At 50.5% G+C, this 17162-nt stretch carries 12 protein-coding genes; 3 read left to right on the top strand and 9 right to left on the bottom strand.

Annotated features, from left to right (window positions below; translation table 11 throughout):
• Positions 1–171: 171 nt before the first annotated feature.
• Positions 172–2502 carry a T9SS type A sorting domain-containing protein gene (locus BGO59_RS00380; RefSeq protein ID WP_293679003.1) on the top strand — a complete coding sequence of 777 codons (2331 nt, stop codon included), beginning with the start codon at positions 172–174 and terminating at the stop codon, positions 2500–2502.
• Between the two features lie 53 nt (positions 2503–2555).
• Here the strand turns inward: BGO59_RS00380 and BGO59_RS00375 are convergent, their stop codons facing one another.
• Both BGO59_RS00375 and fabF read right to left on the bottom strand, forming a co-directional pair.
• The gene (locus BGO59_RS00375; protein ID WP_293679001.1) at positions 2556–3821 is read right to left on the bottom strand and encodes an Hsp70 family protein; all 1266 of its coding nucleotides are present in this window, start codon (positions 3819–3821) and stop codon (positions 2556–2558) included.
• 241 nt (positions 3822–4062) lie between these two features.
• Entirely contained in the window at positions 4063–5307 is a 1245-nt protein-coding gene (gene fabF / locus BGO59_RS00370) for a beta-ketoacyl-ACP synthase II (protein ID WP_293678999.1), read from the bottom strand.
• Positions 5308–5424: 117 nt separating this feature from the next.
• Between fabF and BGO59_RS00365 the strand changes: the two genes are divergently transcribed.
• On the top strand, positions 5425–6027 hold the full coding sequence (locus BGO59_RS00365) for a TetR/AcrR family transcriptional regulator (protein ID WP_293678997.1): 603 nt from the start codon (positions 5425–5427) through the stop codon (positions 6025–6027).
• Between the two features lie 66 nt (positions 6028–6093).
• Positions 6094–6834, top strand: coding sequence for an SDR family oxidoreductase (locus BGO59_RS00360; RefSeq protein ID WP_293678995.1), 741 nt, complete (start codon positions 6094–6096; stop codon positions 6832–6834).
• Positions 6835–6922: 88 nt separating this feature from the next.
• Here the strand turns inward: BGO59_RS00360 and BGO59_RS00355 are convergent, their stop codons facing one another.
• The 7 genes from BGO59_RS00355 to BGO59_RS00325 all read right to left on the bottom strand — a co-directional run bounded on the left by BGO59_RS00355 (position 6923) and on the right by BGO59_RS00325 (position 16876).
• The gene (locus BGO59_RS00355) at positions 6923–7222 is read right to left on the bottom strand and encodes a hypothetical protein (RefSeq protein WP_293678993.1); all 300 of its coding nucleotides are present in this window, start codon (positions 7220–7222) and stop codon (positions 6923–6925) included.
• Between the two features lie 24 nt (positions 7223–7246).
• Positions 7247–9196 carry a heparinase II/III family protein gene (locus tag BGO59_RS00350; RefSeq protein WP_293678991.1) on the bottom strand — a complete coding sequence of 650 codons (1950 nt, stop codon included), beginning with the start codon at positions 9194–9196 and terminating at the stop codon, positions 7247–7249.
• A gap of 12 nt (positions 9197–9208) precedes the next feature.
• Positions 9209–10417 carry an alginate lyase family protein gene (locus tag BGO59_RS00345; protein WP_293678989.1) on the bottom strand — a complete coding sequence of 403 codons (1209 nt, stop codon included), beginning with the start codon at positions 10415–10417 and terminating at the stop codon, positions 9209–9211.
• A 171-nt stretch (positions 10418–10588) separates the two neighbouring features.
• Positions 10589–11584, bottom strand: a complete 996-nt coding sequence (locus BGO59_RS00340; protein WP_293678987.1) for a DUF4466 family protein — start codon at positions 11582–11584, stop codon at positions 10589–10591.
• Positions 11585–11601: 17 nt separating this feature from the next.
• Positions 11602–11997: a hypothetical protein gene (locus BGO59_RS00335; protein ID WP_293678985.1), complete on the bottom strand. Its 396-nt coding sequence runs from the start codon at positions 11995–11997 to the stop codon at positions 11602–11604.
• A 28-nt stretch (positions 11998–12025) separates the two neighbouring features.
• Positions 12026–13753 (bottom strand): RagB/SusD family nutrient uptake outer membrane protein, encoded by a 1728-nt coding sequence (locus BGO59_RS00330; RefSeq protein ID WP_293678983.1) that lies wholly within the window; start codon positions 13751–13753, stop codon positions 12026–12028.
• 9 nt (positions 13754–13762) lie between these two features.
• Positions 13763–16876, bottom strand: a complete 3114-nt coding sequence (locus tag BGO59_RS00325; protein WP_293678981.1) for a TonB-dependent receptor — start codon at positions 16874–16876, stop codon at positions 13763–13765.
• Positions 16877–17162: the final 286 nt, after the last annotated feature.

Genomic DNA, 17162 nt, shown 5'->3' with positions numbered 1-17162 from the left:
TATCAGTAAGTCATACGGTAGCCTCTTCCATCTTTGAACAGCTGATTCGGGTACCGTCTGTCGCCCGGATGCCTGATGCGCAGGCAGTTGTCCGGTTTGATCGTAATTTTCGGCCGGATTTGTCAGCGTGTAGAGTCATTTATTCCTGTTTCGTTAAAGCCAGTACGTTTTATGTACGTATCAACCCGCACTCGTTTTCGCCTGATCGGCCTGCTAATGTGTCTATGGGCGACCTGTTCAATCAGTTATGCCTACGCAAAGCCAACCTGGGCGTTTAGTGTGGTCATTGCTGTCGAAAAACAAACGGCCGACTATTATCAGAAAGCTTATGGCAAGTCGATTGATGCTATTGTGAAGGCTCAACTAGCGACCGTTACCGCCAATTTCAATAGCTCACCCAATTTTAATGGAGTCTATAATTTCCGTGTCGATTCGGTGTATGTGTTTGAGGGGCCTGCGCAAAATGAAGTTTTCCGTAGCCATCCTCGCTTTCAGTACTGCGTTGTTGTCGATGGTAAGTTTACAGAACCCACGGTTGGAGGAGGCTGGTATGGGAGTTACCAGACGATTTATCATAGTTGGGGCTGGAAGGATTGGGATGGCCCATTTGCGTCTACGGCTACCGATGGCCTGACGCATGAGTTTGGCCATGCCCGTGGTGCCATTGATATCTACGGTTTACGCGTAGAAGGAGCTAAAAATCCGGTAAACGCACAAACCTTCGAGCCGGTCAGTTCGATCATGAACTACCCTTATGGCAACATAACCTGGGACGAATACACCACGAATTTATTGAACTCGACAGCCGACGGACCAATCAATGGAGACCAATGGATTATACGCCCATTTCCGAATACCATCGGCGTAAAGGTGACTAATCAACAGGGAACTCCGCTGAGAAATGCAGCTATCGAAGTCTATCCGGTTAACTGGTCTTCCGATTCAGTATCTTCGGTGTCAATCCTGAATGCGACTACGAATGCTTCGGGAACGTATACGTTCCCATCGAACCCGTTCCAGCCTGCAACGAACGGTTACCCCTGGACGATGCGCTATTGCAATTTCCTGATCAAAGTGACCTATGGCTCCCAGGTTCTCTACAAATGGATGCCGCTCTATGATGTGCAGAACCTGTATTTCAAAGCAGGGCCGAATGCCGTGTATACGACCGAATTTATTGTTACAACGGATGTGGATGTGGCGACTATTCGATTGGGCAATGTTCCTGAAACCAGCTTTTGCTCAGGCGAAGTGATTACGGTTCCCTTTACGACCTATGGCACCATGCACGCGGATAATACATTCACGTTGTGGCTATCGGACGTAACAGGAGATTTTACCCGTGGAACCCGTATTGCCATTCAGGAGGGAACAAGTTTAACCGCTATATCAGGAGCTGTATCCGTAAGCGGGCCTTTGGTGGGGAGTTTTAGGGTTAAGGTGGTCAGTAGTTCGCCCTATGCAGAAAGCGACGTGCTGCCTATTACCCTAAAGCGGGTGCCCAACAGCCCGACCGTACAGCCCATTATGGTTTGTCAGAATGCATCGGCACCCACACTTCAGGCTAGCGGCTATAACCTGTTGTGGTATGAGAATTCGGGAGGAGGAACAGGCTCTTCGGTTGCCCCCACGATTAGTACAACGCAGGCGGTCCAAACGAATTGCTTTGTCAGTCAGACACTTGACGGCTGCGAAAGTCCACGGTCGATGTTGTCCGTTACCATACAGGCTCTGCCTGCAGCTCCAACGGTCAGCCGAAAAGATGTCTGTCAGTTTACGACACCTCCGTCGCTGACCGCTACGGGCGTAAATCTGAAGTGGTATGACCAGAGCGGTTCAGTACTGACCACTGTACCTACGGTTAATACGGATAAAGCTGGGTCGTTTTCCGTTCTGGTCAGTCAGACTCTCTTTGGTTGTGAAGGGCCTACAGCAACGCTGCCTGTCAATGTGCTTGCGGCTCCAACGGCTACCCTGGCCGGAAGTCAGACCATTCTGGAAGGACAGTCGGCTTCGCTATCTGTAACACTTACTGCCGATAGCCCCTGGGCGTTTTCGTACCGTGATAGTACCGCTACAGGGGTAGGGGCTGTGCAAACGGTACAAGCGGCTACAAGCCCTTACACGATAAGCGTGAAGCCTTTAAAAACATCAGTCTATCGACTGGTATCGGTCAGTAACGGGTGTAAGGGAAGTGTTTCATCAACTGCCGCTGTTGTAACGGTAATGCCGTTGCTGGCTGTTGACGAGGCATCGCTGGATGGCTTTATCGATGTATTTCCGGTGCCTGCAACTACCGCTGTAACGGCTCGTATTCGGTATCCTGTTCTGAAAAGCAAGGCATCTGTAGCACTGACAGATATGAGCGGACAATCCCTGATGCAGCAGGAATTCAAAAACGATACGTCGACACTCCAGCTCAGCGCTTTTCCGACGGGCACATATATTCTCCAGATTCAGCTGGATGGCCGTGCAGTCTCCAAACGGATTTTGAAACAGTAGCGGACCGCTGCTCATCCGTGATTGTGTCGCGGACGAGCCGGAGCCGGACAGGCTTATTGGTCGCTCCCAAACTTATACTGGCTATCGTAGGCTAAGCCCAGCCCGACGCTGGATAGTTTGTTCTGATCGGCAATAGCCGCATTCGGAAAGAGCTGTTTAAACGCAACCTGTACGGAATGAACTTCGGTGGAGCCTCCCGTCAGAATCACTAAATCGATGTCTTCGTTACGCACACCGGCATCCTGAAGACACTGCCGGGCCGAAGCAGCTATCTTGTCGACATCGTTCTGAATAGACTCTTCAAAAAGTTCTCGTTTGATCGGGATGAAAAAGTCTTCTTCTATAAAATCGAAGGTAGCCGTATGAATGGGCTGAGCTGATAGAGCGATTTTGGCACTTTCGGAGGTTGCCAGCAGTGAGTGGCCGGTTTCATCTTCGAGAACCTGCAACAGCCTTCGGTATCGCTTTTTATCGTGCGATTGGTGAAGCAATTGCCGAACCTGCATGATGGTTTTCGGGGTATACAAAAAGTTGACCTTACTCCACTCGGCCAGGTCATAGAATGGTTTTAGAGGTACTTCCAGATTTTTAGGCCCATACGTAGTCCGATACCCAATTTCGGGCATGATGGCTGTCAGACTAAGCTCTTTATCGAAGTCGTTACCGCCGATCCGAACGCCCGTATTCGCCAGAATATCCGACGAGCGATCTGGTTTATGGATATATTGATCTGATAGTTTGATAACCGTAAAATCGGACGTACCACCCCCTAAGTCGGCCACAATGGCCAGCTTTTCGCCCTTGATCCGAACTTCATGCGCAAAAGCAGCCGCGATCGGCTCGAACTGAAATTCAATGTGTTTGAACCCGATTCGCTGCGCAATAGCTTGTAATTCGGCCTGAGCGCGGACATCCGCATCCGGGTCGTTATCAACAAAATGAACGGGCCGCCCCATAACGACATGCTCGATTTCCTGCCCGGCTTCGGCATCTGCCTTAGCTTTTATATGCCGCAGAAATGAGCTGATGATGATCGAGAAATTCATGGATGCACCGTTCACCAGGGTTCCCTGTTTCATGAGCGATGTACCCAGCACCCGCTTCAAACTTCGCATGAAACGCCCGTCCTCCCGGTCGAAGAACATACGGACAGCCGCTCGTCCATAGAATGGACGGTTATCGACGCGCTGAAAAAACAATGCACTGGGAATCGTAACGTGTGTCTGCTCAACAGGAACAAGGTTAATCGTGCCGTTGTGGGCAATCGCTACACTTGTGTTCGATGTGCCAAAATCAATGCCGCAGGAAATAGATGCCATTTTTTGTGGAAAAAGGGCACAAAGTTACTACAAACACGGCAATCTGTCGACGTTACAAGCGTATTATCGTGTAGCCAGCTGCGTTATTAACAAGCGATTTACGGTATAGTGTGTAGTCCTGTGCTATGTGCGGGCGGATGCTGACATCCGACAGCGTGAGGTTTCTCAAAACCGAACCAATAGGTTTTGAGAAACCTCGCTGGGCGGGTTTAAGAACCCGCCCGCACTATATTTTTCTCCTTCACACTTTCTGGAATACAACCGTTGCGTTATGCCCACCGAATCCAAAGGCGTTGCTTAGGGTTGTATTGACACGGGCAGGCCTTGCTTCTCCCAGCACAATGGATACATCCTTAGGAATAGCCGGGTCTAATTCTGTCGTATTAATAGTCGGTGGAATCACATTGTCGCGCATCGACAACAGGCAAATAATCGCTTCGATTGCCCCTGCAGCCCCCATCAAATGGCCCGTAATTGATTTGGTCGCACTGATGTGTAGGGAGGATGGGGGCGTTCCGGCCAGTTGAAGAATAGCTTTGATTTCGGATAAATCACCGACGGGCGTAGACGTTGCATGCGGATTCAGATAATCCACATCCTGAATAGCTAAACCTGCTTCGGCCAGGGCTAGTTGCATCGCTTTGGCGGCACCCAGTCCTTCGGGGTGCGTCGCCGTCATATGATAGGCGTCGGCCGTCATGGCTGCCCCGGTGATTTCACCATAGATTGTAGCTCCCCGTCTGACGGCATGTTCGTACTCTTCCAGCACCAGAGCGCCTGCTCCTTCACCCATCACAAAGCCGTCGCGTTCGACATCGAACGGACGGGAAGCGGTAGTAGGGTCATCATTGCGCGTCGACATGGCTTTTATGGCGCTAAACCCGCCGAACGAGGCTGGGGTGATGGGTGCTTCCGATCCGCCGGTGACGATGATTTTCGCTTTTCCCAGCCGGATGTAATTGAACGCATCCATGATGGCGGTATTGGAGGTGGCGCAGGCCGAAACGGTGGTGTAATTGATGCCCATAAAACCATGACGAATCGAGATCATACCCGACGCCATATTGGCAATGAGTTTCGGTACAAAAAAAGGACTAAAACGTGGCTGGCCGTTGCCCTTGACATATTCCGTCACCTGCTCTTCAAATACATCCATACCCCCCTGTCCATTTCCCCAAATAACACCCACATCGAACGGGTCCAGTCGAGATAGCTCAAAGCCGGAGTCTTTTATTGCCTGATCGGCAGCAATCAAGGCGTATTGGGTAAACCGATCGGTTCGTTTGCCGTCGGCATGGGATAAGTAATCAGAAGCATTGTATTGTTTCAGTTCAGACGCAAATTGCGTTCGGAACAACGAAGCGTCGAAATGGGTAATGGGTGCGGCTCCACTGCGACCAGCAAGAACATTCGCCCAGAACATTGGAATGTCGTTGCCTACGGGAGTCAATGCACCTAATCCGGTAATAACAACTCGGTGTAACATAGTAGTTATAGTTGTCAGCCAGGTCGGTATTGGCCCTGATGAAGAGCGTCCTTGTGGCTGGCGCATAAAGTTTGCACAAATGTAGGAAATATAAATACCAATTGGTATATTTGTTCTATGAAAAATGAATTGTCAAAAGCAGAACGAACCCGGCAGTTTATTATCGAAACGACCGCCGGTATTTTCAATACGAAAGGCTATGCGGGAACATCGCTGTCGGACCTGACCGAAGCAACTGGCCTGACGAAAGGTAGTATTTATGGCAACTTTGGGAGTAAAGAAGAAGTTGCCCTGGCCTGTTTTGACTACAACCTGTCTAAAATCAATCAGGTGATTCAGCAACGCCTGGCTCAGGAAACGACATTTCATCGGAAACTACTGGTCTATGCTCAAATCTACCATAAGTACTCTGGGATGCCATTTCCTGAAGGGGGATGCCCTATTTTGAATACTGCCATTGATGCCGACGATACGAATAATCTGCTGAAAGATAAAGCCGCCAAGGCTATCGAAGCCTGGAAAAAACGCCTGGTTGATCTGATTCGGGGCGGTATTGACGCGGGTGAGTTTAAACCAGATATAGCACCGGAACAAACGGCCCTGTCGATGATTGCTTTGATCGAAGGAGGTATTATGATTGCCAAAGCAACGAATAATCCGTCTAGCCTGGCGAAAGTTCTGAAAACTGTGGAGTTTCTTGTTGATCAATTAAAAAGTTGAAAATTTTTGAACTAAAAAATACCGATTGGTATTTTTATTGAAAATTGACACTGAAAAATAAATGACATGAAAACGACTCAGAATACAGTCCTGATTACAGGAGGAAGCGCCGGTATCGGCTTTGAAATCGCTAAACTGTTCGATCAGAAAGGCAACCATGTAATTATCACTGGTCGGGATGAAAATCGTCTGAAAAAAGCGGCTGCTCAACTCCAGAATGTAACGGCGATTGTGAGTGACGTAACGAATGAGGCCGATGTAAACCGTCTGGTTGACCAATTGTATGCCGACTTTCCGAACCTAAATATTCTGATTAACAATGCGGGTAAAGCGTTCTATTACCAACAGGCAGCTCAGGCCAATGCGTTTGAAAAGGCGGGTGATGAGATGCTGACCAACTACCTGTCGGTTATTCGGCTGACGGAAAAACTGGTCGATCTGTTGAATAGGCAGGAAGAAGCCGCCATTGTCAATGTAACGTCGATTGTAGCATTGGCTCCCAGTCATCGGATGGCGACCTATGGGGCCAGTAAAGCAGCCTTACACTCCTATTCTCAGTCGTTACGGATTACGCTGGAGCGGAGCTCAACCACCAAAGTTTTTGAATTGATGCCCCCGCTGGTCGATACTGATTTTTCGCAGGAAATTGGCGGAGCTACCAATGGTATCGCTCCATCGGTGGTAGCGGCTGATCTGCTCCATGCCCTTGAGAACAACGCGTATGAAATTCACGTCGGGCTCACGGCTCAGATATATGAGTTAGCCCGAAAATCGCCCGCCGATGCGCTGGCCGCTATGAACGCGTAGAGGCTTATCAAGATTCCCCATGTTGTTTCTCGTGTCTGTGTCCTCACAGACACGAGAAACAACATGGGGAGGAGGGAGTTTGTATTATTCAGTTATTCACTAACCAATCTAACTCATAATTCAACTCTTTAGGTAAAGAGTGCTCAAATGCTTCTGCTTCGTCAAATTCTATAAAGCTAACGCTGTCAGGAATTCGACAATTAAGTACTCTCGTTGCCTTCTTGTTACTAGCATTCCATATTGTCAGATAGCCCATCCGGTTTTGGGAATATCCTACATACTGAAAATTGAACTTTTCCTCGTTGTATATTACAAATCCATGTTCATTTGGAGTTTGTGTAGTTAAGGCGACAATTGAAAACCAATCACTTTTTTTCCTTGAGTTCATATAAAATACTCAATTGTTTGGGCTTTACTTCGGTACAATCACAAAGTTAAGCTTGTCCGAGGTTTTGGGGGCGAGTGCGGTGAAGTTAATCCGGTAAATGGTATCGCCCCATTTCGTAATAATACCCTGATCTTCGGGCGCTTCCAGCTTTACTTTTTCGACCGATGGCTGCAACTGTTTTGGGTTGTATTTCACCACGAAGTCGTGTGGGGTGCCCTGCTTAGGAGCGTAGTGAATGATGAGTTCGCCGGGTTTTCCAGCTTCGGCTGGGTAGCAGGTCATCAGGTGTTGAGTGAGTTGAGTAGCCTGCTGGAGCGTAAACTCGTCGTCTATCTGTACACTTTTTCCCCGGTTTAGACGGATGCTCCGCTGCCAGCGATTAACCCCCGATTCTTTCGGATAGGCCTTCGAAATATCGACGCCAAATTGGGTACCTGTCTTATCCGTTTTGTACGACACATTGGTGGCCTTAAACGACATACCGGGTGGTTGATTCTGCCCATTGATGGTGGGTAGGTTATGGTAGTCGGAGCAGTTGTACCAGATGTCGTATCGTTTGCTGCTGAACGTTTTAGCCGTGTAGGTTCCCCGGCCTACATCGATCAACAGCGGTTGCCCATCGTAGTAGACCACATAATTGCCGATGTCGTTGTGGTTATGGCTTTCATCATTATGACCCCCTTTGGCCGCTACATAAAATCCGTTGGTTGTGCCAGCCTGATCGCGGGCCGCAAATACCTGAAGGTTAGGTAACCAGACATCTTTAGGAAGCGGTAATCCCTGGGGAGCTTTCTGGAACTCATCCTGCATGAACAGCGCATAGAAGTTGCGGAAGAAGTGAAACCGTCCGATGCTACTGTCTTCGGGTTGCCGATAATAGGCGCCAAAGCGCATCATGTCGGGGTCATTGATCGCTTTCCCATACCGATAAATCATGGTAGCGGCCATACCCGGTTGAGGGTCGGCATCGGCAAAATTCAGGAAGTATTTTTCACTGATTTGGGCGCGGTAGATAAACCTGCCCATATTCCGAAACTTCTCGTCGGCATACACGTACTGAAAGGCATCGTTGCTGGCTGTATTCAGCATCGCAATATTGTCGAAGAGCGAAGCGGCTGCGGCACCCCAGTAACTTGGTCCTTCGTCGCAGCCCCCATCCTGCGGGTATGGATTTACAAATTCATCGAGTACATGCAGGAGTTTCGCCACCGACGCGGCCCGTTTATTATCGTCTTTTTCAAGCAATAAAACGGCGTTGAGCCAGTTAGAGCAAATCCAGGGGTTCCAGTTATTGGGTGGCCGACCAGCCGAGGTTTTGGTCATCCAGCCGTGAGGTTTGGTCATCAGGGGCTGAAAAACCCGGTAATTGGTTTCGTTATAGATGCGTTTGCGAATCTGTGGTGAAACGGCATCGAGTTTATCGCCCAGGTAATAATCGACCCAGGCCAGATACGTAGCGGTTTCGGCCGCAAACAGATCGACAAATGGCTGCGACACATCGACCAATCCTAAATACGCCTTGCCTTTGGGCAAATGAGCCGACGCTCCCCAGAACGATTCTTCACAAATGGACCAGACGCCATCCACAATCGGGTCGATGAAACGTCCCTTATTTTCAGCGATTTCGGCCAGGAGCAGCGTGCCCAGCACTTCCCGTTTTTTGAAACTAATGGCTTCGTAGTCGGTTCGGTTGCCTGTTCGTTCAATCAGCAGGGATTTGGTGGCGGGAATGCTCGGCCACTGATACGTGAGGTATGATTCGGCTTTTTTGACATACGCGTTCAGCATCGCCTGATCGGCTTTGGCCCAGCCTGCCCGATAATCCCGTTTTGGAAAGGGCGCCCACTGAGCCTGTGGAATCAGAACTTTTTTGAGATCGTCGGCCGTGTATTTGCCGCTCAACAGGTTCTGATTTTGCGCATAGGCGTTGCCTGCTAACGTGATGAGCAGCGCGATGAAGAGTTTGATGGGCATAGCGAACCGATTTTAAAACAGAGAATGCGTTAGCTGAAAAAGACTATCATCGGGTTTGTTTACCTGACTGGGTAGGGGAGGTAATTCACTGAGCGAATATGCCGACGAGGCTACGACCATGAGAGGCCGGAATTCTTCGGGATGCAGCGTTTTAATTTGCGGGTGCGTCCAGGCTTTTTTCCCTTCGGCATAGGGGAGCATCCACAGAAAAGCTTTTTTGATACTCTTGCCGTCGGGCGTTTCGTATCGCCACAGGTCGACTGGTACGGCATCGGCCAGTTGGGCAAGGATAAAAAACCCTTTCAGATTCATGACCGAATAGCCCCAGGAAAGCGTCCGTGCCAGCTCATGCGGCTGACTACCATCATCTTTCAACTGGCTCTGGATACGCTTCATCGTTTTCTGTTCGATGATTTCTTTAGCCAGCTTTTTATCATCCAGAAACAGCGCAAAAGCAATGGCCTGAACGTCGTAGTAGGTGCCGTGGTTGTTATGCTCGTCTTCTTCGTCTTTACCAATCGGACTATGCAGCATCCAGTCCAGAAATTGCCGAAACCAGTTTTGTAAAGCAGCATGATCAACTGATGGCCAGGCTTTTGAGTCTTTCAGCAGTTGAACGGAATCGACAAGTTTGGCCAGAGCCCTCGTATCAATCAAGCCAATACCCCGCCCCTCGGTAATGCCCGGAATCGACTGCCCGTAGTTCAAATTGGGATTCATTCTGGTATCAGGATTCAGAAACCAGATTCGCAGCAATTCCGCAGCCCGACTGGCATAGGTTTCATTGCCTGAGAAATAATAGGCAGCGGCCAGTATCTCCACGTTACGACACAGGTCTTTCAGGTATTCGGCATCCTGAATGGCAAACCGTTCAGGGTTGATCCGACCGTCTTTCCGAATATAAGGCAGGCCATTGGGCTTGGTGGAATCGGGCCACCAGTAAGGCCCTACACTCATGTAGTCGTGCTTATCGCCACTGGGGGGCGTTTTACTTTTTTCAACCACCGAATGCGCTTTCTCAGATAGTACCTGATCGGCCAGTTTGAGCAGTTTGTTCCGGGCAGCGATCAGTGATTGATCTCCTTTCTGAATTAATTCTTTATTGGTTTTTAATAGACTGGCATTCAGGAATGTAGGCGGTTGCGGAATTGATTGGGCAATGGCATTAATCCCTGTCAAAACAAAGAGGATGCAGCCAGCAAGGAAAGAGAAGCGGTTCATAACGAAGATTAGTTTTTCGACAGGATTTACAAGATTAACAGGATTGATTTTCTTAAAACTAATCCTGTTAATCTTGTAAATCCTGTCGAAAAAGAGAGATACGGTTTGGATAAAAATCAGAACTTCCTGAAAGATTCCACTCTCAGGAAGTTGCCCGTTCTAAACCTACAACTAATTTAATTTTAAGCGCTTGATGCTGATCGTCATGGACTTGCTGCCGTTATTGACCGAGTTGACGTACACATAGGCCGCGTAAGCTCCGTCGGCGGTTTTGACGAATGCCCCCTGGTCGGCAGCAAAGCCATAGGCATAATCGGCCGCGTTGGGGAACGTTGTTTGTTGCAAATCCAGATCATCAATGTACACGTCGAAGCCGGTAGTGCCCCGGAGTTGGGCATCTTTTACATCCACGCGTTTATCGATGGCCGTACGGGATTTGGTCAGGCCGGTTGGCAGGGTCACGTCTTTGAGGTAATCGGCGTTGGACGGGGCAACAATCGCATGCCCAAAGGCATAGTTACCCGTGCCGAGTGTGGCTCGGTAGATATACACGAAGTCGATTTTATTCGCCAGATTGTTCTGCTCGACTTCGGCTTTAGTGTATACGGCCATGTCGGCAATCGAAACGTAGGCTTTCGCACCATCGACTAAGGCCAGGGATCGTTTCATATCCATCCGACTGATCCGATACGTTGGCGACTGATAGCTGACTTCCTTCCCAGTCGAGGAAGTACCACTAAACCGGAAGGACACATCTTTGCCTTTGGCATCTTCGCCCGGATAATAATAGTAGCGAAGTGTAACGGCCTTGTTAGTCGCTACATCAATGATTTTGGCACTCGATACCGTTCCATTCGTTACGGTGTCTGTAGCCGTTTGAACGGGTTGATCGACGCCCGTATTGCGGTTGGTATACCAGGAATAACCACTGAAGCCTGTCCCTTTGGCCCCTGCGATGGTCGCTTCGGCTTTCACATTCTGGAGGTCGCCTTCGGTGGTGCCCAGCGCATACGCAAATTCAATTCGGTCGCCCACAACGGCTGGGCCGGTGGTTTTCTTCAGAAGGTCATTGCGAAACGAATCCGGTGTTACGTCTTTGGTCTGACAGCCTGTCGTACTAATCCAGATTCCCAAAACCGCTAAAACAGAGTATGTTATGTTTTTCATAGTCAGTGAGGAAGGGGTTATTTCTGGAGGGTGACTGTCACGGTGTAGGTCTTCCGAACCTGCCGGTTGCCCGATACGACCGTATACTTTTGTGGCTGGGTGTAATCGGTCCAGATTCCCATCGTTGGTTCGACAATCGCATCGGTAACAACACTGCAATAAGGCTTTACCCGCTGTATGTTGGTACCAAACCGGGCCACGGCCGTAACCGTTAGGGCGGTGGTGTCGATAACGGTCTGACCACTGACCAGTACCGTCCGGTGATCGGAGCCTAGCAGGTCAAAAAAGGTCATGAAACACTGGTTACGACCCGTGATCAGCAAACCTGATTCGTCGATGGGTTCTTTGCCGCAGGAGAGCAGCCCAATCAGGGCCAGGATACCAAAGAATTTATAGACAGCTATTGATTTCATAATCGTAAGGTTGTCGGCTTAAGGCTCATTAAAGCCACGGCTCATTCTGGACTATTTTCGAGTTGACTTCGATCTCGCCGGTTGGAATCTGGAAAATGTAATACCGCTGGTAGTTCCGGTCGGGGGAGTTCACAAACTCGTCGCGAATACGGGTGCCCTGCGAATCATAAAGAACCTGTCCGTTGGGAGCGGGCCAGATTTCTTCGGCTTTGCGCCAGCGACGGATGTCGAAGAAGCGGTGGCCTTCACCAACCAGTTCCACAATGCGCTCCTGTTCGATGGCTTTGAAGAAGTCGGCCTTCGTCGCAAACTTGGCCTGATTCAGCGCCGGTAAATTTCCCCGACGACGGATTCGGTCGAGCAACGTAAACAGTTCTGCCGTTGGACCTCCATTGACTTCGTTGACGGCTTCAGCATACATCAGCCAAACGTCGGGCAGGCGCATCATGTAAATATCCTGCGGACCGTCGCTACGGCCAATGCCACCTGTTTGCCGTACCCACTTGCGGAAAATATACCCGGCCGGAGCGCCATCGTAGTTGATATAGGTGACCCCATCGCGGCTACCGAAGCGGAACGGAATGCTATCCTGTACTGTCAGCCCATCGGTCGAGAGCCGGAGCATTTTTTGTTCATCCCAGAGCATGGTGGCTCGCATGCGGTAGTCGCGCCCAACGTATGATTTCGGATTGGTTGCACTGTTGGTTTGCGTCGTATTTTTCGACAGAACCAGCGGTGGGGCAAAATCGCCAGTACTGATGAGTTGATAACGGTTGGCCAGTCGATAGGTAGGGGCTACCCAGCATTGCGCATTCCCGGTGTTGCGGGTGCCAAAGTCGCGCATCAGTTCCTCGCCCTGGCTTAGCAGTGGACCACCAAACTGTACCGAAAAGATGATTTCGGGGTCGTACTCGTTGAAATATTGAAACAGGTGCCAGTAGTTTGGGTTGTCAATCGGACCGGGATCGCCACCCCGGAAGAGCGGGATGTTCTTGTCGATGATTTTCTTGAAATCAGCGGCCGCGGCTGTGTAATGCTTTTGGGCATCGGCGTTGTTTCCAGCGGTTTTCATCCAGCAGGCCCAGAACAGATTGACTTTGCCACTGAAAGCCCAGGCCGCCAGTTTGGTTGCCCGGCCGAGGTTGTCGCCCGTGTAGCTTTCAGGGAGCACATTGGCCGCAAAGCTGAGATCGGCCAGAACCGAATCTTTCACCACCGCACGCGGGGTTCGGGTAAGTGAGTAGGCTTCGGTATTTCCGTCCAGCTTCTTATTGAAAAACGGTACATCCCCCCAGAGGTCGATAAGTCGAAAATAATTCAGGGCCCGGATAAATCGTACTTCACCAACAAGGCGGTTCATCAGCGCCAGATCAGACTGCGATTTCAGGTTGGCCCGTAAGGTATTGATGTTGCCCAGCACGTAATTGGCCCGGTTGATAGCCCGGTAGCAGTCGCTCCACAAAAAGCCAAAGTTGCCGCTGGAGCCAATCGCACCGGGGTTAAACGTACCCTGGTTGTTGCTGGTGCCGCGTGTGTGAACAAACTCCCCGGCCCCATCGAAGTAGTAGTCTCGGTCGAAGGTTGTCCGGTTGGCTTCGTAGACCCCGTTGACGGCGAAAATGGCATCGTCGGTGGTTTTCCAGAATAAATCCGACGAAAGCTGGGTAGTAGGAACCTGCTCGAGCAAGTCCTCGGTACAGGCCGTTATCAGGAAAGCAAGACCCAGCAGGAGAGATAAAGAAGTCAGTCGTTTCATGCGTGAAAGCTAAAAGCTGAGGTTAAGGCCGAACGAATACGATTTGAGCAGTGGGAACGGGTCGTCGTTGTTGTCGGCATCGGTCACGCTGGTGCTTTTTTCCGGGTCGACACCCCGATACCGGGTGAACGTAAGCAGATTTTCTGCCGTGACGTAGACCCGAATCCGGCTCATGCCAATGCGGCTCGCGTATTTGCTGGGGACGTTATAACCCGCCTGAATATTTTTCAACCGCAGGTAGCTGAAGTCGTCCAGCCAGAACGTCGACTCCGCCTGGTTGTTACCGCCCGATCCGGTGAGGAGTCGGGGAAGGGTCGCCCCCCGATTGTCCAGGCTCCAGGTATCGTACCAGTGGTAATCCTGAAACGCGTTCCGGGCCGAAGGGACATTGACCTGATTGAACGGTTCCAGCCAGAAGTCTTTCCGACCCGTAGCCGCCTGCCACAGAATGCTGACATCGAAGCCGCGCCAGTTACCGAACAGGTTCAGCCCATAGGTCGATACGGGTTGATCGCGGTTGAATTTTGGTTGTGCCTGCCGATCCTCGTCGGTGATCTGTCCATCGCCGTTCAGATCCTTGTAAAGAATGTCGCCGGGGGCGAAGTACTGCCCCTGAAAGGGCGCATTGGCGATGTCTTCCCAACTTTGGGCGATGCCCGTCGATACGCGGCTGTAGGCAAAATGGTAGGGTAGGTTCAGGTAGGTGTAGCCCTTGCTCAGAAACTCGTTCCACTCCAGCAGTTGGTTTCGGTTATAAGCAAAGTTCAGCGTAGCGCCTACGTTGGCATCCCGGATTTTGGAGCGATACGTTACGTTCAGTTCAATGCCACGGTTCTGGAGCTTGCCGATGTTTACCCGTGGCGCATTGTAGCCCGACAGGAAAGTCGATAAGGACGAAGGCCGGATCATGCCCGTAGTCAACTTCTGATATAGGTCGAGTTCGCTGGTTAGTCGACCGCCGAAGAAGCCCAGGTCCAGACCGATGTTGGTCACGTTGGTTTCTTCCCAGGAGAAATCTTCATTGATGATCTTCGCTGAACTGAAGCCTTTCACAATCTTACCATTGAAGATGTAGTTGGTCAGGTTAAAAATGTCCCGTTGCTCGTAACGACCTACGCCGGAGTTATTCCCCAGCTTACCAATTGATGCCCGCAGTTTACCCGACGACACCACCGATGAGAACCGTTTGAAAAAAGACTCGTCGGAGAAACGCCAGCCTGCCGATGCCGATGGGAAGAAACCGTACTGGAAGCCGGGCAGGAACTTACTGGACCCATCATACCGGGCATTGACTTCGAACAGGTACTTGTCGTTGATTACGTAGTTGATACGGCCAATACCTGACCGAAGCCCTTCAGCGTCGGAGTTACCCCCGGCTGATTGGGTAGTCGTTAAGGCCGCATCGATTTCGCTCAGGAGTGGGTTGATTCGGTCCTGACGGCTGGCCGATAAGTTCCGGTTGAACCAGTATTCTTCCGTATAAGCGCCCAAAAGGCTCAGTTGATGGTTGCCAAACAGGGTTTTGTTGTAGGTGATCCGGCCCTGAAGCAGCGTTTTATAGCCTGAGTTAACAGCATTGCTAATCCCCGCGCTGGCGGCTACCAGCGTTCGGGCTAGCTGACCCGTCTGGAAGTTCCACTCGTCGGTGGGGTCGGAATAGCTTTTGGTGAACTGGTTGTAATAACGAAGGCCATAATCGCCCCGGACGGTTAGGCCCGAAATGGGTGTCCATTCGCCATAGAGGTTCCCGTTGAATTCCTGCCGGTCGCGGAAGTTGTGGTTGACCTCGAACTGGGAAAGCATGTTGCGGGCAAAGGCATCTTCGCCGTACGCCATGATGCCGCCGTACTGACCAGTTGTCGAGTTGTAGGGCAGAATCCCCGCAATGGCGTAGCGAATGTCATAACCTGCTGTGCCGGTGTAGGTAATAAATCCTTCCGAGTTGGCATATTTCTGATTCGACCACTGGCCATCGGTTCGGATACCCACTTTAACGTTATCGCGGATTTTGTAGTCCAGGTTGAAGCGGGTATTGAACCGTTTATAGTCGTGATTGATCAGGACGCCCAGTTCGTCGTAGAGTCCAGCCGACAGGTAAAAGTTCATCTTGTCGTTGCCGCCCGATGCCGAAATGTTGTGGGTCTGAATCCGGCCGTGGTCGCGCAGAATGGTTTTCCACCAGTCGGTATTAGGGTATTTGATGGGATCGACCAGCCCTTTCGAGAGCCATTCTTCAACGGTTCCGTAGCGGTAGGTGGTCGAGGAGGCCCCGGCCCCCGATGCCCGCAGGTGCATGGTCAGCGAACGGGGGTAGTCGGCAAAGTAATTGTAGAAATTAGTTGGCTGCGAGAGACCGTAAGTGCCTGTGTAGTTGATCTGTGCTTTCTTGTTCTGAGAGCCGTTTTTGGTCGTGATCAGTACAACCCCATTCGAGGCCCGCGACCCATAGACCGATGCCGAAGCCGCATCTTTCAGGACCGAAATGCTGGCCACATCGTTCATGTCGATCCGGTTGATGTCGACATCGGGCATTCCATCGACCACGATCAGCGGACCCGAGTTGTTTACCGTACCCAATCCCCGAATGATCAGTGCAGCCCCACTACGACCCGCCTGCCCCGTCGATTGTTGAACCGATAAACCCGGTACTAAACCTGATAATCCAGATGATACGTTAGCTACGGCCCGGCTCGAAATTTTGTCGTCGATGGTAATAGCGGCAACGGCCCCCGTCAGGTTCTCTTTCTTCTGGGTACCATATCCGACCACCACCACTTCGTTCAGGGTTTTGATGTCGGGAGACATCGTAATATCGAGCGTAGTCTGACTGGTGACGGCGACTTCCTGTCCCAGATAACCGATGGCCGATACCACCAATGTTCCTCCGCCGGTCGGCAGATTGATCGTGAATTTGCCGTCGGCATCAGAGGTGGTTCCCGACTTGGCATCGCCTTTCAGCACGACGGTGGCACCGGGCAGGCCCGTTCCTTTTTCGTCGAGAATGCGGCCATTGAATCGGTAGCTTTGAGTTGCCTGCCCCCAAACGTCTCCATACAGTAGCAGGAGAGGCAGCCACCCATACATTACCAAATGCAGAAATTTGGAAGATAAAGGTTTACGCATAGCAATAAAAGGATGCTTAAAAATTGCTTGATGGGGCAATATTAGGCGGCATGTGAATAAAAAATATGGGAATAATCTAAATCGAACGGTCTGTCCACCTCTTTGAACGCTTTGTAATCCTACCGAACGATTTGTCCTCTTTTTTGAACATTCAGCGTAATTCGTAAACCAGTGGGTGATGCTAAACTTGCAACAGGAAAATGATGCGATGTAAAGGCGGGTGAAAAAAGACAAGTTTACCATAACGATAGCGGAGGCTGGATCGCTGATGTTACTCATCAGTCTC

It is taken from the genome of Spirosoma sp. 48-14 (assembly GCF_001898575.1).
In the GTDB taxonomy this organism is placed as follows: Bacteria; Bacteroidota; Bacteroidia; order Cytophagales; family Spirosomataceae; genus Spirosoma.
This window is presented reverse-complemented; position numbering and strand designations above follow the sequence as displayed.